This window comes from Janthinobacterium sp. SUN211 (genome assembly GCF_030587315.1).
In the GTDB taxonomy this organism is placed as follows: Bacteria; Pseudomonadota; Gammaproteobacteria; order Burkholderiales; family Burkholderiaceae_D; genus Janthinobacterium; species Janthinobacterium kumbetense.
This window is the reverse complement of record NZ_JAPWIC010000011.1, coordinates 1-21,084: the sequence shown is the minus strand read 5'-3', so window position 1 is coordinate 21,084 and position 21,084 is coordinate 1. Positions and strand designations below refer to the sequence as shown.

Genomic DNA, 21,084 nt, shown 5'->3' with positions numbered 1-21,084 from the left:
AATATCAAGAGTACACGCGCATCAGGATTTGGCCTGCGGCTCTTCCTGCTTCGCCACCCAGGCGCGAATATCGGCCAGCATCCGGTCCAGCGCGGCGCGGTCGTACACCCGACCACGACTGACCACCAGGCGGATCTGGCGCGTGGCGCCGATGTCCTGCAGCGGATTCGCGTCGAGAACCAGCAGGTCGGCCGCCTTACCTGCCGCCACGCTGCCATAGCGATCCAGCTTGCCCAGGAAGCGGGGGCCGTTGATGACGGCAGACTGCAAGGCTTGCTGCGGCGTCAAGCCATACTGCACGTACAGGCCGATTTCATCGTGCAAGGCCTGGCCCGGGTAGTCGAAGGAATTCAAAAAGCCCGCATCCGTGCCGGCGATGATGCTCACGCCCTGCTGCTGCAAAATCGGCAGCAGCTTTGCCGATTGCTCGAACTGCGCGTGACGCAGGGCGATCGCTTCCGGGCCATCCTTGGCGGCGCGCTGCACGCGCCAGTCGTAGGTGGCGCGCAAGCCCTTGCCGATGTATTGCAGGGCCGGATCGTGCGTGTGATCTTCGCGGTCCAGGTAAGCCGTCACGCGCGAACCCCACAGGGTAGGCACGATGGCCGTGCCGCGCGCAGCCAGGTAGCTGAAGGCCTTGCGCGCCGTCGGCTCGTCGTAGCTTTGCACGCTTGCGTGCATGGCCTCCTTGCCCGTCATCGCGCCGGCGGCCACCTTGTCCGTCAGCTCCTGCTCGCGCGGCGTGGTGGCGCGCAGCAAATACGATTGATGTTCGATCGTGCCCAGGCCCGCATCGGCCATCTGCTCCAATGTGAGCTGCACAGGGATATGGCCCGAGGTGCGCATGCCCCGTTCGCGCGCCTGGCGCAGCGCTTCCAGGTACAGCTCAGGCTTCAGCGTGTTTTCCGTGATCTTCACGAAGTCCACTTGCTGCGCCTGCAGGCCGTCGAGCGCGCGCGTGACTTCCTGCGGCGTGCCCACTTCGATGGTGCCCTTCCACAACGGCTTGATGCCTTCGAGCTTGGCGCCCGACGTGAAGATGGTCGGCCCTTGCAACTGACCTGCGTTGATCTGCCGGCGCCATGCCAGCACCGTGTCGGGCAAGTCGCCCGAGCAGTCGCGCACCGTGGTGATGCCGTGCGCCAGGTACAGGGGCAGCAACTGCTTGTTCTCGTCGATCAGCTCGGGGCCGCCGCCAAAGTGCACATGCGTGTCCCACAGGCCCGGCATCAGGTATTTACCGGGCAGGCGGATGGTCTGCTTCGGCGCGTAGCTGCGCAACTGCGCGTCGTCAACGACGGCGACGATGCTGTCACCCTTGAGCAGCACGGTCTTGCCGTTGACGGCGCGACCGCCAGCAACGTCGATCAGGGTGGCGTCGCGCAGGGCGATGTCAACGGCGATCTTGTCGGCCGCGTGGGCATGAGCGAGCAGGCCCAGCGCCAGCATGGCGCCGGCTATTTGTTTCATGACAGGCATTCGTACTCAACTTCAAAAAAATTAATGGATGATCTTGGCGAGGAAGTCGCGCGCGCGGTCCGAGCGCGTCGTGTTGAAGAAGTCATCCTTGCTGCAATCTTCGATGATCTTGCCCTGATCCATGAAGACGATACGGTTGGCCACACGCTTGGCAAAGCCCATTTCGTGGGTGACGACCATCATCGTCATGCCTTCCTGTGCCAGGCCCACCATCACGTCGAGCACTTCGTTGATCATTTCGGGGTCCAGCGCCGACGTGGGTTCGTCGAACAGCATGGCGATCGGATCCATCGACAGCGCGCGGGCGATCGCCACGCGCTGCTGCTGGCCGCCCGACAGCTGGCCCGGGAATTTATCCTGCTGCGACAGCAGGCCCACGCGGTCCAGGTATTTCAAGCCCTTGGCATTGGCTTCGTCGGCGCTGCGGCCCAGCACCTTGATCTGGCCGATGGTGAGGTTTTCGCGGATCGACAAATGCGGGAACAGCTCGAAATTCTGGAACACCATGCCGATGCGCGCGCGCAGTTTCGACAAATTCGTTTTCGGATCGTTGACGCTGATGCCGTCGACGATGATCTGCCCCTGCTGGATAGGCTCAAGGCCGTTGACGGTCTTGATCAGGGTCGACTTGCCGGAGCCGGAAGGGCCGCAAATGACCATCACGTCGCCCTTGGCGACATTGGTGGTGCAGTCGGTGAGTACCTGGAACTGGCCATACCATTTGCTGACGTTATTGAGTTCAATCATCTTGTTCTTTCTTTTTCGGTTAGCGAATGATGGCGACGCGTTTCTGCAGGCGTTTTACCAGGAACGACAAGGCATAGCACAGCACGAAATACACGACGGCGACAAACACGTACATCTCCACCAGGCGGCCGTCGCGCTGGGCGATCTTCGAGGCGGCGCCGACAAAATCGGGAATCGACAGCACGTACACGAGCGACACGTCCTGGAACAGCACGATGGTTTGCGTCAGCAGCACGGGGATCATGTTGCGGAACGCTTGCGGCAGCACGATGCTGCCCATGGTTTGCCGGTAGTTCATGCCCAGCGCCTGGCCGGCCCACACCTGGCCACGCGGGATCGACTGTATGCCGCTGCGCATGATCTCGCAATAATAGGCTGCCTCGAACATGATGAAGGTGATCAGCGCGGAAGAAAACGCGCCCACTTTCACGGGTTCGTTCGCGCCGATGACCCAGGCGGCGATGTACGGCACCAGGAAGTAGAACCAGAAGATCACCAGCACCAGCGGGATCGAGCGTATCAGGTTGACGTAGCTCGACGCCACGCCCGAAACGATGCGGTTGCCGGACAGGCGCATCAGCGCCAGCAAGGTGCCCAGCACGATGCCGCCGACCATGGCCAGCGCCGTCAGTTTCAGGGTGAAGACCATGCCGGTCTGGAACAGGTAGACCCACGAGCGGGAGATGACATCGAAGTCGAAATTACCGAACATATCAGTGTCCTCCCGTCTTGGCGCCGGCGACGATGAAGCCCGGGATGGCGACCTTTTTTTCGATCAGGTGCATCAGCACGACCACCAGCAGGTTGACGACGACGTAGATGATGGTGGCGGCCGAAAACGCCTCGAACACCTGGAAGGAAAATTCCTGGATGGCGCGCGCGCTGGCCGTCAGTTCGATCAGGCCGATGGTCAGCGCCACGGAACTGTTCTTGATGATGTTCAAAAATTCGCTGGTCAGCGGCGGCATGATGACGCGCGCGGCCATCGGCAGCAAAATGAAGCGGTAGGTTTGCGGCAGGGTCAGGCCCAGCGCCGTGCCGGCCAGTTTTTGCCCGCGCGGCAGCGCCTCGATGCCCGTCGTTACCTGCACGGCCACGCGCGAGGAAGTAAAGAATCCCAGGCACAGCACGGCCGTGACGAACGGCGCATTCGGCAGCGACTTGACCCAGGCGCCCAGGTCAGGCGGCAGCAGCTCCGGCATGACGAAATACCAGAGGAACATCTGCACCAGCAGCGGCACGTTGCGGAACAATTCGACGTAGGCATTGGCCACGCCCACCAGCCATTTGTTCGGCAAGGTGCGGATGGTGCCGATCACCAGGCCCAATATCAGCGCCATGATCCACGCCGCACCGGCCGTGGCCAGGGTCCAGACGAGGCCGGACCACAGGGTGTCCATGTACGTGCCCACGCCATCGGGAGAAATCTCCCAGAAAATGCGCCAATTCCAGTTGTAATTCATGATCATCCTTCCATGCAGCTCAAGGAAAGCGGCTTGTCCGCCACCCGTCCCGTAAATAAAACGGGAGGCTTGCGCCCCCCGATTTGTTACGCACTCTTGTTATTTTTTCCGTTTGTCCGAGGTCTTCTGCGCTTCCGGTACGGCCGCATAAGCAGCCGGGTCGCCCGAATCGGTCGGATTCGTGAAGACCGCCTTCAATTGCGGCGGCATGGGGAATTTCAGATTGATGTTTTTCGGCGGGATCGGCGAAGTAAACCATTTCGCGTAGATGCGGTTGATATCGTCGCTCTTGTACAGGCGGATCAGCGCATCGTCGACCACTTTCTTGAAGGCGGGATCGCCCTTGCGCAGCATGATGCCGTACGGCTCGACCGACAGCGCTTCCTTGGTGATTTCGTAGTCGTTCGGGTTTTTCGAGTTGGCCACTTGCGACGCCAGCAGGATATCGTCATTGGCTTCGGCCACCGCACGGCCCGTTTCCAGCATCAGGAACGATTCAGGGTGGTCCTTGCCGACGGCAATCGTCATGCCCAGGTTTTTTTCCTTGTTCAAAATCGTCATCTGCTTGATGGTCGACGTGCCGGCCGTGGCGACCAGGGTCTTGCCGCGCAAGTCTTCCAGGGTCTTGATATTCGAGGTTTTTTTCGACAGCACGCGGTTGCCGATGACGAACATGGTAGGGGCGAATGCCACCTGCTGCTGGCGTTCCAGGTTGTTCGTCGTCGAGCCGCATTCGAGGTCGATGGTGCCGTTGGCCATCAGCGGGATGCGGTTGGCCGACGTGACGGGGCTCATCACCACTTTCAGTTCGCTCAGGCCCAGGTGCTTTTGCAGGGCCGTGACGACTTTCATGCACAGGTCGATCGAATAACCCTGGTATTGCTGCTTGTCATCGAGATAGGAGAAAGGCACGGAGCCGTCGCGCACGCCGAGGGTAACGGAACCGGCTTTCTTGATCTTGGCCAAGGTGCCGGTCAATTCCTGAGCCTGGACTGGCGACATGCTGCTGATGACACCGACGCTGAGCAGCGTGGCGATGATTTTGGTCAATTTCATAAATTCTCCTGGGCGGACAAACCGGATGGACTCCGAACGAAACAACTGTGGTGCAGACGCCACCAATGGAATTAATTTTATTTCATTTTCAGCGCTGGACTAGCCGTTTTCTGCGATTGCCCGCAAATAGGCGCTATACGCGCGCCTGAATCGGCACGGCTGTAGCATTTTTCCTACTGATTTCGCCTTCCCGATTTATTTTGCCGGCGCCAGCCCCGCCAACTCGTCCTCTTGCGCCTCGTCGTCCATATTTGCCTGCTGGCGTTGCCACATCTGCGCGTACAGGCCATCGAGCGCCAGCAATTGCGGATGCGTGCCCCGCTCGACGATGCGGCCATGGTCGAGCACCAGGATTTGCTGGGCATCCGCCACCGTCGACAGGCGGTGCGCAATGACCAGGGTGGTGCAGTTTTTGGCGATGTCCTTCAGCTGCGACTGGATCGCCTGCTCGGCCTTGGAGTCGAGCGCCGAGGTGGCTTCGTCGAAGATCAGGATAGCCGGGTCTTTCAGCAAGGTGCGGGCGATAGCCACGCGCTGCTTTTCGCCGCCCGACAGTTTTAGCCCTCGCTCGCCCACCATGGAGTTGTAGCCATCTGGCAAGCTTTCAATAAAATCATGGATCGACGCCGCTTTGGCTGCCGCCACGATGGCTTCCTTGCTGGCGCCCGGCTTGCCGTAGGCGATGTTGTATTCGATGGTGTCGTTGAACAGCACTGTATCCTGCGGCACGATGCCGATGGCTGCGCGCAGGGAATCCTGCGTGATGGCGCGCAAGTCCTGGCCATCGATGGTGATGCCGCCGCCATCGACTTCATAGAAACGGAACAGCAAACGCGACAGGGTCGACTTGCCCGAGCCGCTATGCCCCACCACGGCCGTCGTGGTGCCGGCGGGAATCTGGAAATCCACGTCGAACAGGATTTGCCGCTTGGCTTCATAGCTGAAATCCACATGCGCAAAGCGCACGGCCGCGCCCCGCGTGACGAGCGGCTTGGCTTCCGGCGTATCGGCGATTTCGCGGTTCTCGTTCAGCAAGGAAAACAAACGCTCCATGTCGGCCAGACTTTGCTTGATTTCGCGGTAAATGACGCCCAGGAAATTGAGGGGAATGTACAGCTGGATCATGAAGGCGTTCACCAGCACCAGGTCGCCCAAAGTCATCGTGCCGTTGATGACACCCACCGTGGCGCGCCACAGAATCAGGGTAACAGCCGTGGCGATGATCAGCGACTGGCCCGTATTGAGCAGGGACAAGGAAGTCTGCGATTTCACGGCCGCCGATTCATAGCGCTGCAAACCCTCGTCGTAGCGCTTCGCCTCGTAATCCTCGTTGCCGAAATACTTGACGGTTTCATAGTTGATCAACGAATCGATGGCCTTGGTATTTGCCTTGGAATCAAGGTCGTTCATGGTGCGGCGGAAATGCGTGCGCCAGTTCGTCACCAGCACGGTAAACGCGATATAGGACACCAGCGCCACTGCCGTGATCACGGTGAACCAGATGTCGTAGTGCAAGACCAAGTAGCCGAGCACGAGGGTGATTTCCACCAGGGTCGGCAGGATGTTGAACAGGGTGTAGGAAATGAGCGAGCCGACGCTGCGCGTGCCACGCTCGATGTCGCGCGTCATGCCGCCCGTTTGCCGGTTCAAGTGAAAGCGCAGGGACAAGGCATGCAGGTGGCGGAACACTTGCAGGGCGATGGTGCGCACGGCCCGCTGCGTGACGCGCGCGAACAGGAATTCGCGCAATTCCGTAAACAGGGTGGTCGACAGGCGCAGCAAGCCATACGCCACCAGCAAGCCGACCGGCAACACCAGCAGCGCTTGCGGATGGGCAGCCGTGATCGTCATGGCATCGACGAGTTTTTTCAGGATCAGGGGCACGCCCACGTTGGCCAGCTTGGCGCCCACCAGGCATAGGAGCGCCAGCAGCACTCGCCATTTGTAGACCCAGAGATACGGCAGCAAGGTCTTGATGGTGGCGAAATCGCTGTGGCTGGCGGAGGCTGGCGAGCGGGGCGGAGGGGGAGTCTGGGAACGGCGCATGGCGAAGGTCGGCTTTTTATGGTTCAATCGGGGCAATTGTAGCCTTTCATGAGAATAAAAGATGAGCACCTCCCCCGACCGTCCCGACAACTGCCTCGCCTCCGGCCTGCCCGCCGGAAAAATGCCGGAATTGCGCATGATGCCCGCGCCGTCCGACGCCAATGTGTACGGCGACGTCTTCGGCGGCTGGATCATGGCGCAGGTCGATATCGCCGGTTCCCTGCCGGCCACGCGGCGCGCCAACGGCCGTGTCGCCACCATCGCCGTCAACTCCTTCGTCTTCAAAAACCCCGTCTTCGTCGGCGATCTGCTGTCCTTCTACGCCGACATCGTCAAGGTTGGCAATACCTCGATCACCGTCAATGTCGAGGTGTATGCCGAACGCAACCGCCTGCAGGCGTGCATCGTGAAAGTCACGGAAGCCACCCTGATCTACGTGGCGACGGACTCCGACCGCAAACCGCGCAAAGTGCCGCCGATCGAGACCTTGCTGTCGCCTTGATTGTCGCTGTTACATTAATCCCACGTTTTATTTTCAGACGGCATGGATAGCCAGCGCCGCATCCTCCTGCAGAGCGCCGCCCGCATCGGTGCGCTGGCCGCGGCCGGCAGCGTGCTGTCCGGTTCCAGCGCGAGCGCTGCCACGCGCCTGAACGGCGCCGGCTACCCGTTTGCGCTCGGCGTCGCTTCCGGCTCGCCCTTGCCGGACGCCGTCGTGCTGTGGACGCGCATCTGCTACGACCCGCTGCATGCCAGCGCCACGCCCGCCATCGCCCTGAACGTGCGCTGGGAAGTGGCGGACGACGAGGCGTTCCGGCGCATCGCCGCCAAGGGGCAAGCCACGGCCACGCCCGCCCTCGCGCACAGCGTGCACGTCGATGTGGGCGGCCTGGCGCCCGGGCGCTGGTACTGGTACCGCTTCATGCTGGGCGACGCCGTCAGCCCCGTGGGCCGCACGCGCACGGCGCCCGAGCCCGGCTCCATGCCCGCCTCGCTGAAGCTGGCCGTCGCCTCGTGCCAGCATTGGGAATTCGGCGCCTACGCGGCGCACCGGCACATCGCCGCCGCCGCGCCCGACCTGGTGGCCTTCCTTGGCGACTACATCTACGAATGGGGTCCATACCAGCTGCAGCACCCGAGCCGGGCCGTGCGCACGCATGAAAGTTTTACTCTGGACGACTACCGCGCCCGCTATGCGCAATACAAGAGCGACCACGACTTGCAGGGCGCGCACCTGGCCGCGCCGTGGATCGTCACCTGGGACGACCATGAAGTGGCCAACGATTACGGCAATGACCGCGACGAATTGCTCACGCCTGCTTTTTTGCAGCGCCGCGCGGCCGCCTACCAGGTATTTTATGAACACATGCCGCTGCGCCTGCTGCCGCTGGGCCGGCGGGGCTTTGTCGACATGCGCATCTACCAGCGCTATGACTGGGGCCGCCTGGCGCGCTTCCACGTGCTGGACGACCGGCAATACCGCGCCTACCATGCGTGCGCCAAGCCGGGCCGCGGCGGCTCGAATTCCGTCACCACGCGTAACTGTCCCGACTTGCGCAAGCCCGAACGCACGATGCTGGGCGAGGAACAGCAGCGCTGGCTGCAAGCCGGCCTCGATGATTCTCCCGCGCGCTGGAACATTTTGACCCAGCAAACCCTGATGGCGCAATCGAGCCAGGTGCCCATCCTGCGGCCCGGCGACGAACGCATCTGGACCGATGGCTGGGATGGCTATCCCATGGCGCGCCAGCACTTGCTCGACGCCTTGCGCAGCAGCAAGGCCAGCAACCCGCTGGTACTGTCGGGCGACGTGCACACCTTTTATGCCACCGAACTGAGCCGCAACGCCATGCGCCCTGCCGGCAAGGATAATCCCGTGCTGGCCACCGAGTTTTGCGGTACCTCAATCACGTCGAGTTCCCGCCCGCAGGCACGCACGGAGCAGTACGTGGCGATGAACCCGCACATCCGCTACGGACGCAGCGACAAGCGCGGGTATATGTTGCTGGACATCACGCCGGAGAAAACCACGGCCCTGTTCCAGGGCCTGGAAAACGTGCGCGACAGCGCGTCGGCCATCGCGACACTGGCCAGTTTCACCGTCCAGGACGGCAAGGCTGGCGTACAACGCATCTAGCCTATGCTTTTCAAGGCGTCGCGGTAGCGCCGGCTGACGGGTACTTCGCCACCCGTGGACAGCACCGCGCGCGCATCGCCCGACTCCAGCGGCACGATGCTCCGCACAAAGTCGAGGTTGACGATGTAACTGCGGTGCACGCGCAGGAAGCGCTTGCCGTCGAGGCGGCGCTCGATGGCGGCCATGGTCGAGCGCAGCGGATAGTCGTGGCCGCGCACATGCAGATTCACATAATTGCCCCACGCCTGTATCCACTCGATCTCAAAGGCCGGCAGCAGAAAATCCTTGCCCAGCTTGCGCACCAGAAAGCGTTCCGGCTGCTGCACCGGTTCCACGGCAGGCCCTTCGTCGGGTTCGCCCAGCAGGGTCGCCTCGCCTTGCCAGCGCATCAACAGCAACTGGTAAAAGCCCGTGAACAATAAAATGGAGAAGTAAGTACGTACATCCTTGATATATTCATACGGCAACTCGCGCCACCAGTTACCGAAATCGTAGTCGCTGCCGGCGCTCCAGTAAGCCAGTTTGCGCAAGGCCACCATGGCCAGCACATGCACGAGGCTGTAGACCAGCGACGCGGCCAGGTGCCAGCGCAGGTTCTGGCGCTGGAAAACCAGGTGCAAGGGGCGAAACTGGTTAGCCAGGATCACCACCGGTACCAGCGCCAGCAGCACCAGGTTGCTGCTCCACTCCCACACGGCCACTTCCCAGAAGGGCGTATCGAGCCCGGCACGCACGCGGTCGGCCCAGCTGATCCAGCAGTTGAGCGACGTTTGCAGCAGATACAGGACGATCCAGAAAGCTGGCTCGGCGATCTGGCGCCAGCGTTGATATCGTTGCAACAAATCGGTGGAAGAGAGGCGCATGGTGACGGACAGTGAATAAGTTGCATGATTGTAAGGTCCCAAATCCGTCCCAGCGCCACCGCTCGTCACAAACAGCCCGCGATTGATCACTTTTCGCTGGTTCGCCCCCTGCGGCCTGCCTATGCTGGGGCATTCCCTGACCGACGGACCCCACGACCATGACCACAGATTCCCGCCGTTACGATATCGATGCCTTGCGCTTTCTTGTCTTCAGCCTACTGATCGTCTACCACACGGCCATGCTGTACCTGGATGGCGCCGCGTTCCACATAAAAAGTACTTACTTGACGGAAACATTGAACTTTCCCATGGTCTTTATCAACCGGTGGCGCATGGAAATCGTGTTCCTCATTTCCGGCGTGTCCTGCGCCATGATGACGCACACGTCCAGGGGCACTTTCCTGTGGCGCCGGTTCAAGCGCCTGTTGCTGCCCTTGCTGTTTGGCGTGCTGGTGGTGATCCCCGTGCAACCGTATTGCGAGGGTGTCAGCAACGGCCTGGTCGAGCCTGGCTATGGATCATTCCTGCTGCACTACTTTGGCGGCCATGCCTGGCCGGCCGGCGCATTTACGGGCTGGAAGACCAGTTTTACGTGGAACCATCTGTGGTATCTGGTGTATCTGTTGCTGTACACCATCGTGCTGGTGACCTTGCAGCCACTGCTGGCCAAGGCGAGACCGCTGTTTGCGGGCCTGCGCGGCTGGCGCCTGCTGGTCCTGCCCGCCCTGCCAACGCTGGCGGCAACGGCTTTCCTGAAGCTGCGCTATCCGGAAACCCATGCGCTGCTCAAGGACTGGTACGCGCACGCCATCTATTTCACCATGTATCTGTATGGCTGGTGGCTGGGCAATGACAAGGGAGGGTGGCAGGAACTGGCGCGCTTGCGCTGGCAGGCGCTGCTGCTGGCACCCTGCGCGTTTGCCGTGTATCTTGGTTTTGACCTGGTGGCTTCGGAAAACCTGCTGACCTGGGCCTCGTTTGGCTCCTGGCCCATGCGCAACCTGTACATGTGGCTGGCCATCTGCGCCATCCTGGGCTGGTCGCACACCTTGCTGAATAAACCGTTTGCCTGGCTGCCATGGGCGCGCCAGGCCGTCTTTCCCTGGTACATATTGCACCAGAGCGCGATCGTGCTGCTGGCCTACTGGCTGGTGCCGTTGCAGCTGGGCCCCGTGCTCGAGCCGCTGCTGATCTTGGCAGGCACGGTGGCGACCTGCTGGCTGGGGACGTCGCTGCTGATCAGCAAGGTGAGCTGGCTGCGTCCCTGCTTCGGCTTGCCCGCCCGGCCACGGCAAGCCGTGGCGGCGGACACAGCCCTGGCGGCGAGTTAAGCCGCTTTCTTTTCGTCGCGCAATTGACGGCGCAAGATCTTGCCGACATTGGTTTTCGGCAATTCATCGCGGAACTCGATGTATTTCGGCTTCTTGTACGCCGTCAACTCATGCTTGCAATGCTCGCGGATCTGTTCCACCGTCAGGTTCGGATCCTTGCGCACGACAAACACTTTCACGGCTTCGCCCGAGTTGGCATCCGGCACGCCGATGCAGGCGCATTCCAGCACGCCCGGGCACGACGCAACCACATCTTCCACTTCGTTCGGATACACATTGAAGCCGGAAACGATGATCATGTCTTTCTTGCGGTCCACGATCTTCACGTAGCCGCGCTCATCCATGACGCCCACGTCGCCCGTCTTGAAATAGCCGTCGGCCGTCATCGACTTGGCCGTCTCGTCCGGACGCTGCCAGTATCCCGCCATCACTTGCGGGCCACGCACGGCGATTTCGCCCGGTTCGCCCAGCGGCACTTCCACGCCATCGTCGTTCAAAATCGCCACTTCCGTCGACGGGAAAGGCAAGCCGATGGTGCCCGTGAATTCCGTGATGTCGACACGGTTACCCGTCACCACAGGCGACGTTTCCGACATGCCATAGCCTTCGATCAGCGGGCAACCCGTCAATTTCAGCCAGCGTTCGGCCACATTGCGCTGCAAGGCCATGCCGCCGCCATTGCACACTTTATAGCTGGAAAAATCGAGCTTGGCGAAGTCGGCATTGTTCAGCAGCGCGTTATACAGAGTATTAACTGCCGGGAAGACGACGATCTTGTGCTTGGACAACTCCTTGACGAAACCGGGGATGTCGCGCGGGTTGGGGATCAGCACGCTCATGCCGCCCAGGCGCATGCCCATCAGGGCGCTGACCGTCAGCGAATAGATGTGATACAGGGGCAAGGCACACATGAAGCCCATCGAGGTGGCGCGCATTTCCTTGGTCATCACGGGCGACATCCACGCCTCGTTTTGCAGCACGTTGGCGATCACGTTACGGTGCAACAACATCGCGCCTTTCGACACGCCTGTCGTGCCGCCCGTGTACTGCAGGAAGACGATATCGTCATGTCCCTGCTGTACCGGCGTCAAGGTCAAACGGGCACCCTCGGCCAGCATCTTGTTGAAGCTGATGGCGCCCGGCAAGGAAAACGCGGGCACCATTTTCTTGATCTTGCGCACGACGAAGTTGACGATGGTGCCCTTCAAGCCACCGAGCAAGTCGCCCATGGTGGCGACGATCACATGCTTGACCTGGGTATGCGGCAATACCTGTTCCACCGTGGTGGCGAAGTTTTCCAGCACGATGATCGCTTCGCTGCCCGAATCGATCAGCTGGTGCTGTAATTCGCGCGGCGTGTACAGCGGATTGACGTTCACCACGGTGTAGCCGGCGCGCAAGATCGCCGCCATGGCCACCGGATACTGCAACACGTTCGGCAACATGATCGCCACGCGCGCGCCCGCTTGCAGGCCCTTGCTTTGCAGCCAGGCGCCCATCTGTTGCGACAGCTGGTCAAGCTCGCGGTAGGTGAGGAATTTATCCATGCACACGAAGGCGTTGCGGTCCGCATATTTCTGGAACGACTCTTCCAGCAAATGCGTGACGGAACGGTATTGCGTGCAATCAATCTCTGCGGGAACGCTGTCCGGGTACGACTTCAACCAAATCTTGTCCATCTCGCCTCATCTTTATCTGTAATAGGGACGCGCCTCCTGGCGCATCCCACACTGTTTATGCTGCTATCTTTGTTTCGTCACGCAGAGCGCGACGCAAAATCTTGCCGACGTTGGTCTTCGGCAGTTCATCGCGGAACTCGATGTATTTCGGCCGCTTGTAACCCGTGAATTGTTCCTTGCAGTACGCGGCCAGCACTGCCTGGGTCAGGTTCGGATCCTTGCGCACGACAAACACTTTCACGGCTTCGCCCGAGTGTTCGTCCGGCACGCCCACGCAGGCGCACTCGAGTACGCCAGGATGGGCCGCGATGACGGCTTCGACTTCGTTCGGATACACATTGAAGCCGGAAACGAGAATCATGTCTTTCTTGCGGTCCACGATCTTCACGTAGCCGCGCTCGTCCATGATGCCCACGTCGCCCGACTTGAAGTAGCCATCGGGTGTCATGACCTTGGCCGTCTCGTCGGGACGGTTCCAGTAGCCGCTCATCACTTGCGGGCCGCGGATGGCGATTTCGCCCGTCTGGCCCAGCGGCACTTCCTTGCCGTCATCGTCGAGGATGGCGATGTCGGTCGAGGGCACGGGCAAGCCGATGGTGCCGGAAAACGCCGTGCTGTCGGCGCGGTTGCAGGTGGCGACGGGCGATGTTTCCGACAAGCCATAGCCTTCGATGATGGACACGCCCGTCACTTGCAGCCACTTGTCGTTGACGGCTTGCTGCACCGCCATGCCGCCGCCATTGGCGATCTTCAAGCCCGAGAAATCGAGCTTGGCGAAATCGGGGTGGTTCACCAGTGCGTTATACAAGGTATTGACCGCTGGCAGCAGGTTGAATTTGTACTTGCCCAGTTCCTTGATCAGGCCCGGAATATCGCGCGGATTCGGGATCAGGATATTCAGGGCGCCCACCCGCGTGCCCCACATCGCGCACGCCGTCAGCGCAAAGATATGGTACAGCGGCAAGGCGCAGACGACGATCATCTGTTCCTTGCTGTTCTGGTCGAGCGCCGCGCCCGACCACGCTTCGCTCTGCAGCACATTGGCGATCACATTGCGGTGGCTCAAGGTCGCGCCTTTCGACACGCCCGTCGTACCGCCCGTGTATTGCAGGAAGGCAGCGTCATTGACGCTCAGCTCGACGGGCGTGAGTTTCATGCGGCTGCCCAGCGCCAGCGCCTGCTTGAAGCGCATGGCGTTCGGCAAGGAATACGCGGGCACCATCTTCTTGACGTTGCGCACGACAAAATTGACGATCATGCCCTTCAAGCCGCCCAGCATTTCGCCCATGCTGGCGACGACGACGTGCTTGACGGCCGTCTTGCCCAGCACCTGTTCCAGCGTATGGGCGAAGTTTTCCAGCACGATGATGGCTTCGCTGCCCGAATCATTGAGCTGATGCTCGAGTTCGCGCGGCGTATATAAAGGGTTGACGTTGACCACCGTGTAGCCGGCGCGCAGGACGGCGGCGATCGCCACCGGATACTGCAGCACGTTCGGCATCATCAGGGCCACACGCGCGCCCTTCTTCAGGCCGCGGCTTTGCAGCCAGGCGCCCAGTTGGCGCGAATAGGTGTCGAGTTCGGCATAGGTGAGGAATTTGTCCATGCAGACATAGGCATTGCGATCCGCATATTTCTGAAACGCTTCTTCCAGCAAATGCACCAGCGAACGATATTGATCAGGATCGATGTCGGCGGGGACGCCGGGAGGATACGACTTCAGCCAAATTTTTTCCATCCTGTGCCTCTTGTCTCGAATAATCGTGGGGGAGCCGGCGCACCCTGCCGGCGCGGATCATTGCTGCGGATTCTGTCGTCCTGCAGTCAGTTTGAGCATTCTGACGAGCAATTGCTCTATGCTACTAATGCGATGCTATCGGGCGCCGGGCTTCCATGCAAGCGCTTTCAACAGTATTCGAGCGGCAACTCTAGGGGTATTTTGTGCTGCACTGCAACATGATAAATACGCTGTTGCAGGATCGTTCGCCTTGACGTCCGAGACAATCTTTACGGGTCACGGGCTGGACAATTGTTCCAGCGCCTGCCTGCGCTCAGGCTTCTTGATCTGGGCCATTGTGTGCACTGCAGCATAAAAAGCACGAAAGTTCTTTTTTTCTTCCAGCAATTTTTTGAAGGCCGGCAAAAATTCATTGTAGGTAGACACGGAAGCCAGGTGCGCATTGCTCAATGGCTGCTCGAACCAGCGGTCGTAACCGGCAAAACCACCCCAGTTTTTCTTCAGGACCTGATACGCTTCTTGCAATGCCGCAAATACCTGCGCCTTGCGCGCGCGCTTGTCCGCATCGCTGGCGTCGCTCGCATACACGGACTCCAGTTCGCCCCGGTATTTCAATAGCAAGGCCAGGAAATCCTGCCGCCGCGCCGCATACTGGGCATACGCCGCGCGCATGCTGTCGTTGCCCTCGCGCGCCAGCCAACGCTGCACGCCCGCCTCTTCCACGGCACTGGCAAACGACTCGTTGAAGGCCGAGTCGCCAGGCACGTACACCACCTGGTGCGCCAGCTCATGGAAGATCAGGCGCGCCAGTTCCGCATCGTTGTAGTGAATAAAGGTCGACAGCAGGGGATCGTCGAACCAGCCCAGGGTGGAATACGCGGGCACGCCACCCACCTGGACGTCGTAATGCTGGGCTCGCAACTCGTCGGCATACGCGAGCGCCTCCTCCTTGCTGTAATAGCCGCGATAGCTGACGCAGCCGGCGATGGGAAAACACCATTGCAGCGGCTGCAGCGACAATTCCGGCGTGGCCACCACGTTCCACAGCACAAACGGGCGCCGCAGCGCCGCATAGTTCTTGTAGCTGCCATTGTCGGGCAAGTCCAGCTCGCTGACGGCAAAGCGGCGGATTTGCTGCGCCTTGGCCAGACGCACTTTCAGGCGCGGCTCGGTAGCCGGATCATCGAGCCAGTCGCCGATAGGGCGCGCGCCGGACCACAGGGCATATTGCCCCTGCGCCGCTTGCGTGTAGTAGCGCAACTGCGTGCAGCCGCCCAGCAGCAGGCATACCGTGCCGACGAGCAAGCGGGCCGGCCAGCGCGCCATGGTCAGGCAGCCTTTTCCACTTCGACCAGCGTATCGTAGAAGGTCGGCGCGCGGCCCATGTCCGTCAGGCGCTGGCTGGTCACTTCGTTGGCGTTCTTGCCGTCGCTGGCGAGTTTCTTCCACCACACGGACAAGCCCACGACCAGGCCCCGTCGCGCCTTGTCCGTCACCCTGGCCTTGGCCACAAAGCTGCCGCGGTCATTAAATATGCGCACCATGTCGCCGGCCACGATGCCGCGCGCGGCGCCATCGTCGGGATGGATATCGAGGTGCGGCTCGCCTTCGGCCGCGCGCAGGCTTTTCACGTTCACAAAGGTAGAATTGAGGAAATTGCGCGCCGGCGGGGAAATCATGGCCAGCGGATAGCGGGCCGCCAGCGCGGGATTGCTGGCCAGCGATTCGTGCGGCGCGATATACGCGGGCAAGGGATCGAGGCCCGCCAGCGCCATGGCTTCCGAATACAATTCGCACTTGCCCGATGCCGTGGGGAAACGCCCCTCGGCAAATGGCGCTTCCGGCATGGCCAGCTTTTGCCAGCCCGTGCGTTTCAGCGATTCCCAGTCGAAATGCACGGCGCGCGCATCCGTCGCATCGAACGCCTTGGCCGCCAGCGCATCGTCGCTTTCCTGGAAGCACGGGTCATCAAAGCCCATGTATTGGGCCAGCAGGCGGAAGATTTCCGTATTCGCCTTCGCTTCGCCCAACGGCGCCACGGCCGCATTGTTCGCCATCATGTACAGGTGGCCATAGGTGGCATGCGTATCGACGTGTTCCAACTGCGTGGTGGCGGGCAACACGATGTCGGCGTAGTCGACGGTATCGGTCTGGAAATGTTCGAGCACGACCGTAAACAAGTCTTCACGGGCAAAACCCTGCGCCACTTTCGAGGAATCGGGCGCCACGGCCAGGGGATTCGAGTTGTAGACGATCACGGCCTCGACTTGCGGGCCAAACTCGGGCGACGCCGTTTTCAGCAGATCGTCGCCGATGGTGCTCATATTGATGGTGCGCGGCGTGCCTTTGAGCAAATCGGGGCGCTGCAGGGCCTTGCGGTTGATGGGGAAGGAACCCGAGCTCGACAGCTGCATGCCGCCGGCCGGATGGCGCCAGGCGCCCGTCAGGGCGGGCAGGCAGGCGATATTGCGCACGGCCATGCCGCCGCCATGCACGCGCTGCACGCCATAATTGGCCCGGATGGCGGCGCCCTCGCCGGAGCGGCACGCCTGGCCGTACAGGCGCGCCAAGTCAACCACTTCCGTGGCCGTGATGCCGCACACTTCGGCCACCCGCTCGGGCGGCCATTCCAGGGCCCGCTGTTTCAAGGCATCGTAGCCAACAGTGTAGCGCTCGATGTAATCATGATCGAGCAAATCTTCCACAATCAAGACATGCATCAAACCCAGCGCCAGGGCCGCATCGGTCCCCGGCAGCAACGCGACGTGCTGATGGCACTTTTCCGCCGTCAGCGAACGGTAGGGGTCGATGGCGATCAAGGTGGCGCCATTGCGCCTGGCTTCCTGCGCGCGCATCCAGAAGTGCAAATTCGAGGCGATCGGGTTGCCGCCCCAGATGATGATCAACTTGGCGTTCTGGAACTGTTCCAGATCCGTGCCTATGCTGGCGCCCACCGTGTAGCGGTAGCCCGTGGCGCCCGCCGAGGCGCAGATGGTGCGGTCCAGCAAGGAAGCACCGAGTTGGTTGAAGAAACGCGACGACATCGACTCGCCCTGCACCAGGCCCATGGTGCCGCAGTAGCTGTACGGCAAGATCGCCTGAGGATCGCGCGCGGCGATCGGTTTCAAACGGGCCGCGATGGTCTGCAGCGCTTCTTCCCAGCTGATGCGCTCGAACTTTCCTTCCCCCTTCTTGCCCACGCGGCGCAGCGGATGCAGCAGCCGATCCGCATGGTAGGTGCGCTCCGTGAAGCGCGATACCTTGGTGCACAGCACGCCCGCCGTAGTCGGATGGTCGGGATCGCCCTTGACGGCTGTTGCCACCCCGTCGGTCACGGTGACCAGCAAGGCGCAGGTATCGGGGCAGTCGAGCGGGCAGGCGGCGCGCACTTGGGTGGTGGTCATGGGGCAATCCAAAAACGTTGGGGGAAGGCGATACTGTAAACCATTCCGCGCGCTTGCTGTTGGCGCCGTGGCAAGCACGTCCGTGCGCTGGATTTACCCGGCAAACAAGGGCTACAATGCACTATTAGCCGCGTCTGTTTTTGATCAAACAAGCGTGGTCCGGCGCGCCATACATTGCTGCGCGCCAGCATCCACAGGAGAGTCCCATGAAACTAGTTGATCCGATCTTGGCGTTTCAATCCGAGTTGCAAGGTATCCGCCGCGACCTGCACGCGCATCCCGAGCTGTGCTACGAAGAACAGCGCACCTCGGACGTGGTCGCCGCCAAACTGACGGAATGGGGCATTCCCGTGGTACGCGGCTTAGGCCGCACTGGCGTGGTCGGCATCATCCAGCATGGCACGTCCAAGCGCGCCATCGGCTTGCGTGCCGATATGGATGCCTTGCCGATGCAGGAAATGAATACCTTCGAGCATGCTTCACGCCATCCGGGCAAGATGCACGCCTGCGGCCACGACGGCCACACGGCCATGCTGCTCGGCGCCGCCCATTACCTGGCGCAACACCGCAACTTCGATGGCACGGTCTACCTCGTCTTCCAGCCGGCGGAAGAAGGCGGCGCCGGTGCGCGCGAAATGATCGAAGACGGCTTGTTTACCCGCTTTCCCATGGATGCCATCTACGGCATGCACAACTGGCCAGGCGCGGAAACGGGTACCCTGAGCGTGGTGGAAGGGCCAATGATGGCGTCCAGCAATGAATTCCACGTCACCGTCAAAGGCAAGGGCGCGCACGCGGCCCAGCCGCACAAGGGCATCGACCCCGTCATGGTAGCCGTGCAAATCGCGCAAAGCTGGCAAACCGTCATCACCCGCAACAAGAGTCCGCTCGACACGGCCGTGCTGTCGATCACGCAAATCCATGCGGGCAGCGCCACCAATGTGATTCCCGATGACGCCAGCCTGGTCGGCACCGTGCGCACCTTCACCACACCCGTGCTGGACCTGATCGAGGAGCGCATGCGCGACATCGCCGTGCACACGGCCGCCGCCTTTGGCGCGGAAGTCGATTTCCACTTCAAGCGCAACTATCCGCCGCTGGTCAACCACGCGAAGGAAACGGCCTTTGCCGTCGAAGTGATGAAAAGCGTGGTGGGCGCCGACAAGGTCAACGCGAATGTTGAACCGACCATGGGCGCGGAAGACTTCGCTTTTTTCCTGCAGGAAAAAGCTGGCTGCTATATCTTCATTGGCAACGGCGATGGCGAGCACCGCGATGGCGGCCACGGCCTGGGTCCGTGCGTCTTGCACAATGGCAGCTACGACTTCAATGACAATCTGCTGCCCATCGGCGCCAGTTTCTGGGTCAAGCTGGCCGAAGCGAGCCTGCCCGTCACGTAAATCAGCTCAGCTTATCCGGACCGGTGCCCAGGCGCTGGCCCGGATTCAGCGCTTCCAGGGCCAGCAAGGCAGCCGCGTGGTCTGCCGTCGGGTGGCTGGCGGCAAGGGTTTCATAGCGCTGCGTCACCAATTGCGTCACCGGCAAGGTGACCTGGGCCGCTTCCGCTGCCGCGAGGATGTTGTGCATGTCCTTGATCTGGCTTTTCACCTGTCCACCGGCAACAAAATTGCGCTCCAGCATGCGCTGGCCATGCACCTCCAGAATCTTGCTCTCGGCAAAACCGCCACGTATCGCTGCCCGTACGGCGCTCGCATCGGCGCCGGCCGCCTGCGCCAGCAATAACGCTTCCGCCACGATATTCAGGGTGGCGCCGACGATCAGCTGATTGCATAGCTTGGCGACCTGGCCGCTGCCGGCCGGCCCCACCAGGGTCGGGCGCCCCATGGCCGACAGAATCACTGCAACCCGCGCGTAATCGCTGGTGCTGGCACCGGCCATGATGGCCAGGGTGCCCGCCTGTGCCCCGCCGACGCCACCCGACACGGGCGCATCGATGAAGGCATGGCCTGCCGCCTGCAAGGTGGCATGGAATTGCTGGGCTTCTGCTTGCTTGGTGGAACTCATATCGACCCAGAGCGCCCCTGCACGCAAGGCAGGCAGCGCCTCTTGCAGCACCTGCGCCACGATGGGACCGGCTTCCAGCATCGAAATGACCACATCCGCGCCATTGACCGCCCCGGCCACGGAAACGGCGGGCTGCGCCCCTGCCTCACGCAGGACTTGGGCCTTGCTGTGCGTGCGATTCCAAATTGTGACAGAATATCCAGCGCGCAGCAGGCACCGGACCATCGGATCCCCCATCAGACCGATACCGAGAAATGCGATTTTTGTAGAGAATGTCAATTGAACCTCTGAAATCAAACGGGTGGCGGGAACACTGTGCAAAACTGGATGTCTGCGCAAACAAGACGAGCCTTACGGCCAATTTTACGATGAAAGCCTCTATGTCCTTCAAGAAGAATATCCTCAAATCCATCGCTGCCATTACCGCGCTGATGGCAGCCAACGCCGGCTTTGCCGCTGACGACAAACTGATCGACTCCGTCTACGGCGAATATGCCAAGGGCGTGAAGGTACAAATGGTACGCGCCGGCGTGACCTCGAACTGGGATAAGGCCTGGTTCGTATCGAATGGCACACAACTGAGCGGTTACTGGGATGCCAGCATCGGCGGCTGGGATGGCAAGAGCTATCGCAATGTCCCCGGCCAGCATCAAAAGCTGTGGGACCTGGGCTTTACCCCCGTGTTCCGCTTTGAAAACACGAACAAGCTGGGCTTCTATGCGGAAGGCGGCATTGGCGTACACATGCTGTCCAAGCTGTACGATAACGACGATAACCGCCTGTCGACGCACTTCCAGTTCGGCGACCATATCGGCGTTGGCTATATCTTCAATAACAAATGGGAAGTCGCTGCGAAGATCCAGCATTTCTCGAACGGCGGCTACAAGAAACCGAATAGCGGCGTCAATTACATGAATGTCAAAGTCGCTTACCATTTTTAATGGTTATGACAAATGAACAAGGCACCGCGTAGCGGTGCCTTTTTTACGCCTGTCTGCTGACAAAACCAAACCGCCAGACGTAAAAAAACCCCAACCGGATCACCGGAAGGGGTTTTTTCGCATAACAAGCCTGACGATAACCTACTTTCACACTGGTTGCAGCACTATCATCGGC

At 61.0% G+C, this 21,084-nt stretch carries 17 protein-coding genes; 5 read left to right on the top strand and 12 right to left on the bottom strand.

All coding sequences use genetic code 11. The annotated features are described in order from the left end of the window. Nucleotides 1–21 precede the first annotated feature (21 nt). From O3301_RS26760 to O3301_RS26735, 6 genes are all read right to left on the bottom strand, one after another. The gene (locus O3301_RS26760; RefSeq protein ID WP_305057962.1) at nt 22–1,470 is read right to left on the bottom strand and encodes an amidohydrolase family protein; all 1,449 of its coding nucleotides are present in this window, start codon (nt 1,468–1,470) and stop codon (nt 22–24) included. Nucleotides 1,471–1,500: 30 nt separating this feature from the next. Beyond that, nucleotides 1,501–2,226, bottom strand: coding sequence for an amino acid ABC transporter ATP-binding protein (locus tag O3301_RS26755; protein WP_099666201.1), 726 nt, complete (start codon nt 2,224–2,226; stop codon nt 1,501–1,503). A 19-nt stretch (nt 2,227–2,245) separates the two neighbouring features. Further along, nucleotides 2,246–2,938 carry an amino acid ABC transporter permease gene (locus tag O3301_RS26750; protein ID WP_152254769.1) on the bottom strand — a complete coding sequence of 231 codons (693 nt, stop codon included), beginning with the start codon at nt 2,936–2,938 and terminating at the stop codon, nt 2,246–2,248. Nucleotide 2,939: 1 nt separating this feature from the next. Beyond that, nucleotides 2,940–3,689, bottom strand: coding sequence for an amino acid ABC transporter permease (locus tag O3301_RS26745; RefSeq protein WP_077409318.1), 750 nt, complete (start codon nt 3,687–3,689; stop codon nt 2,940–2,942). 99 nt (nt 3,690–3,788) lie between these two features. Continuing rightward, nucleotides 3,789–4,745, bottom strand: coding sequence for an amino acid ABC transporter substrate-binding protein (locus O3301_RS26740; RefSeq protein WP_099666199.1), 957 nt, complete (start codon nt 4,743–4,745; stop codon nt 3,789–3,791). A 195-nt stretch (nt 4,746–4,940) separates the two neighbouring features. Continuing rightward, nucleotides 4,941–6,791, bottom strand: a complete 1,851-nt coding sequence (locus O3301_RS26735; protein ID WP_305057961.1) for an ABC transporter ATP-binding protein/permease — start codon at nt 6,789–6,791, stop codon at nt 4,941–4,943. Nucleotides 6,792–6,852: 61 nt separating this feature from the next. Here O3301_RS26735 and O3301_RS26730 point away from each other — a divergent pair, with 61 nt between their 5' ends. Both O3301_RS26730 and O3301_RS26725 read left to right on the top strand, forming a co-directional pair. Further along, on the top strand, nt 6,853–7,293 hold the full coding sequence (locus O3301_RS26730; RefSeq protein ID WP_052139932.1) for an acyl-CoA thioesterase: 441 nt from the start codon (nt 6,853–6,855) through the stop codon (nt 7,291–7,293). Between the two features lie 42 nt (nt 7,294–7,335). After that, nucleotides 7,336–8,928 carry an alkaline phosphatase gene (locus O3301_RS26725; RefSeq protein ID WP_305057960.1) on the top strand — a complete coding sequence of 531 codons (1,593 nt, stop codon included), beginning with the start codon at nt 7,336–7,338 and terminating at the stop codon, nt 8,926–8,928. Here the strand turns inward: O3301_RS26725 and O3301_RS26720 are convergent. Next, nucleotides 8,925–9,791, bottom strand: coding sequence for a LytTR family DNA-binding domain-containing protein (locus O3301_RS26720; protein WP_305057959.1), 867 nt, complete (start codon nt 9,789–9,791; stop codon nt 8,925–8,927). The genes O3301_RS26725 and O3301_RS26720 overlap by 4 nt on opposite strands. Nucleotides 9,792–9,949: 158 nt before the next feature. On the opposite strand from O3301_RS26720, the gene O3301_RS26715 reads away from it, so the two are divergent. Beyond that, complete coding sequence (locus O3301_RS26715) at nt 9,950–11,122, top strand: acyltransferase family protein (RefSeq protein WP_305057958.1); 1,173 nt, start codon at nt 9,950–9,952, stop codon at nt 11,120–11,122. Here the strand turns inward: O3301_RS26715 and O3301_RS26710 are convergent. The 4 genes from O3301_RS26710 to O3301_RS26695 all read right to left on the bottom strand — a co-directional run bounded on the left by O3301_RS26710 (nt 11,119) and on the right by O3301_RS26695 (nt 17,943). After that, the gene (locus O3301_RS26710; RefSeq protein ID WP_289912664.1) at nt 11,119–12,801 is read right to left on the bottom strand and encodes a long-chain fatty acid--CoA ligase; all 1,683 of its coding nucleotides are present in this window, start codon (nt 12,799–12,801) and stop codon (nt 11,119–11,121) included. The two genes, O3301_RS26715 and O3301_RS26710, sit on opposite strands and share 4 nt — an antisense overlap. A gap of 55 nt (nt 12,802–12,856) precedes the next feature. Next, nucleotides 12,857–14,539 (bottom strand): long-chain fatty acid--CoA ligase, encoded by a 1,683-nt coding sequence (locus O3301_RS26705; RefSeq protein WP_289912663.1) that lies wholly within the window; start codon nt 14,537–14,539, stop codon nt 12,857–12,859. A gap of 276 nt (nt 14,540–14,815) precedes the next feature. Continuing rightward, nucleotides 14,816–15,865 (bottom strand): aminopeptidase, encoded by a 1,050-nt coding sequence (locus O3301_RS26700; RefSeq protein WP_289912662.1) that lies wholly within the window; start codon nt 15,863–15,865, stop codon nt 14,816–14,818. Between the two features lie 2 nt (nt 15,866–15,867). Then, on the bottom strand, nt 15,868–17,943 hold the full coding sequence (locus tag O3301_RS26695; RefSeq protein WP_305057957.1) for a molybdopterin-dependent oxidoreductase: 2,076 nt from the start codon (nt 17,941–17,943) through the stop codon (nt 15,868–15,870). 206 nt (nt 17,944–18,149) lie between these two features. On the opposite strand from O3301_RS26695, the gene O3301_RS26690 reads away from it, so the two are divergent. Next, nucleotides 18,150–19,343 (top strand): M20 aminoacylase family protein, encoded by a 1,194-nt coding sequence (locus O3301_RS26690; protein WP_099666191.1) that lies wholly within the window; start codon nt 18,150–18,152, stop codon nt 19,341–19,343. Between the two features lies 1 nt (nt 19,344). On the opposite strand, the gene O3301_RS26685 is transcribed toward O3301_RS26690, so the two are convergent. Next, nucleotides 19,345–20,229, bottom strand: coding sequence for an NAD(P)-dependent oxidoreductase (locus tag O3301_RS26685; RefSeq protein ID WP_305058047.1), 885 nt, complete (start codon nt 20,227–20,229; stop codon nt 19,345–19,347). A gap of 119 nt (nt 20,230–20,348) precedes the next feature. Here O3301_RS26685 and O3301_RS26680 point away from each other — a divergent pair, with 119 nt between their 5' ends. After that, nucleotides 20,349–20,909: an acyloxyacyl hydrolase gene (locus O3301_RS26680; protein WP_289912660.1), complete on the top strand. Its 561-nt coding sequence runs from the start codon at nt 20,349–20,351 to the stop codon at nt 20,907–20,909. Nucleotides 20,910–21,084 lie beyond the last annotated feature (175 nt).

Bases quoted from the DNA above. Each gene is read 5' to 3' on its own strand.
- O3301_RS26760 (WP_305057962.1), bottom strand. From the start codon at position 1,470: ATGAAACAAATAGCCGGCGCCATGCTGGCGCTGGGCCTGCTCGCTCAT.
- O3301_RS26755 (WP_099666201.1), bottom strand. From the start codon at position 2,226: ATGATTGAACTCAATAACGTCAGCAAATGGTATGGCCAGTTCCAGGTA.
- O3301_RS26750 (WP_152254769.1), bottom strand. From the start codon at position 2,938: ATGTTCGGTAATTTCGACTTCGATGTCATCTCCCGCTCGTGGGTCTAC.
- O3301_RS26745 (WP_077409318.1), bottom strand. From the start codon at position 3,689: ATGAATTACAACTGGAATTGGCGCATTTTCTGGGAGATTTCTCCCGAT.
- O3301_RS26740 (WP_099666199.1), bottom strand. From the start codon at position 4,745: ATGAAATTGACCAAAATCATCGCCACGCTGCTCAGCGTCGGTGTCATC.
- O3301_RS26735 (WP_305057961.1), bottom strand. From the start codon at position 6,791: ATGCGCCGTTCCCAGACTCCCCCTCCGCCCCGCTCGCCAGCCTCCGCC.
- O3301_RS26730 (WP_052139932.1), top strand. From the start codon at position 6,853: ATGAGCACCTCCCCCGACCGTCCCGACAACTGCCTCGCCTCCGGCCTG.
- O3301_RS26725 (WP_305057960.1), top strand. From the start codon at position 7,336: ATGGATAGCCAGCGCCGCATCCTCCTGCAGAGCGCCGCCCGCATCGGT.
- O3301_RS26720 (WP_305057959.1), bottom strand. From the start codon at position 9,791: ATGCGCCTCTCTTCCACCGATTTGTTGCAACGATATCAACGCTGGCGC.
- O3301_RS26715 (WP_305057958.1), top strand. From the start codon at position 9,950: ATGACCACAGATTCCCGCCGTTACGATATCGATGCCTTGCGCTTTCTT.
- O3301_RS26710 (WP_289912664.1), bottom strand. From the start codon at position 12,801: ATGGACAAGATTTGGTTGAAGTCGTACCCGGACAGCGTTCCCGCAGAG.
- O3301_RS26705 (WP_289912663.1), bottom strand. From the start codon at position 14,539: ATGGAAAAAATTTGGCTGAAGTCGTATCCTCCCGGCGTCCCCGCCGAC.
- O3301_RS26700 (WP_289912662.1), bottom strand. From the start codon at position 15,865: ATGGCGCGCTGGCCGGCCCGCTTGCTCGTCGGCACGGTATGCCTGCTG.
- O3301_RS26695 (WP_305057957.1), bottom strand. From the start codon at position 17,943: ATGACCACCACCCAAGTGCGCGCCGCCTGCCCGCTCGACTGCCCCGAT.
- O3301_RS26690 (WP_099666191.1), top strand. From the start codon at position 18,150: ATGAAACTAGTTGATCCGATCTTGGCGTTTCAATCCGAGTTGCAAGGT.
- O3301_RS26680 (WP_289912660.1), top strand. From the start codon at position 20,349: ATGTCCTTCAAGAAGAATATCCTCAAATCCATCGCTGCCATTACCGCG.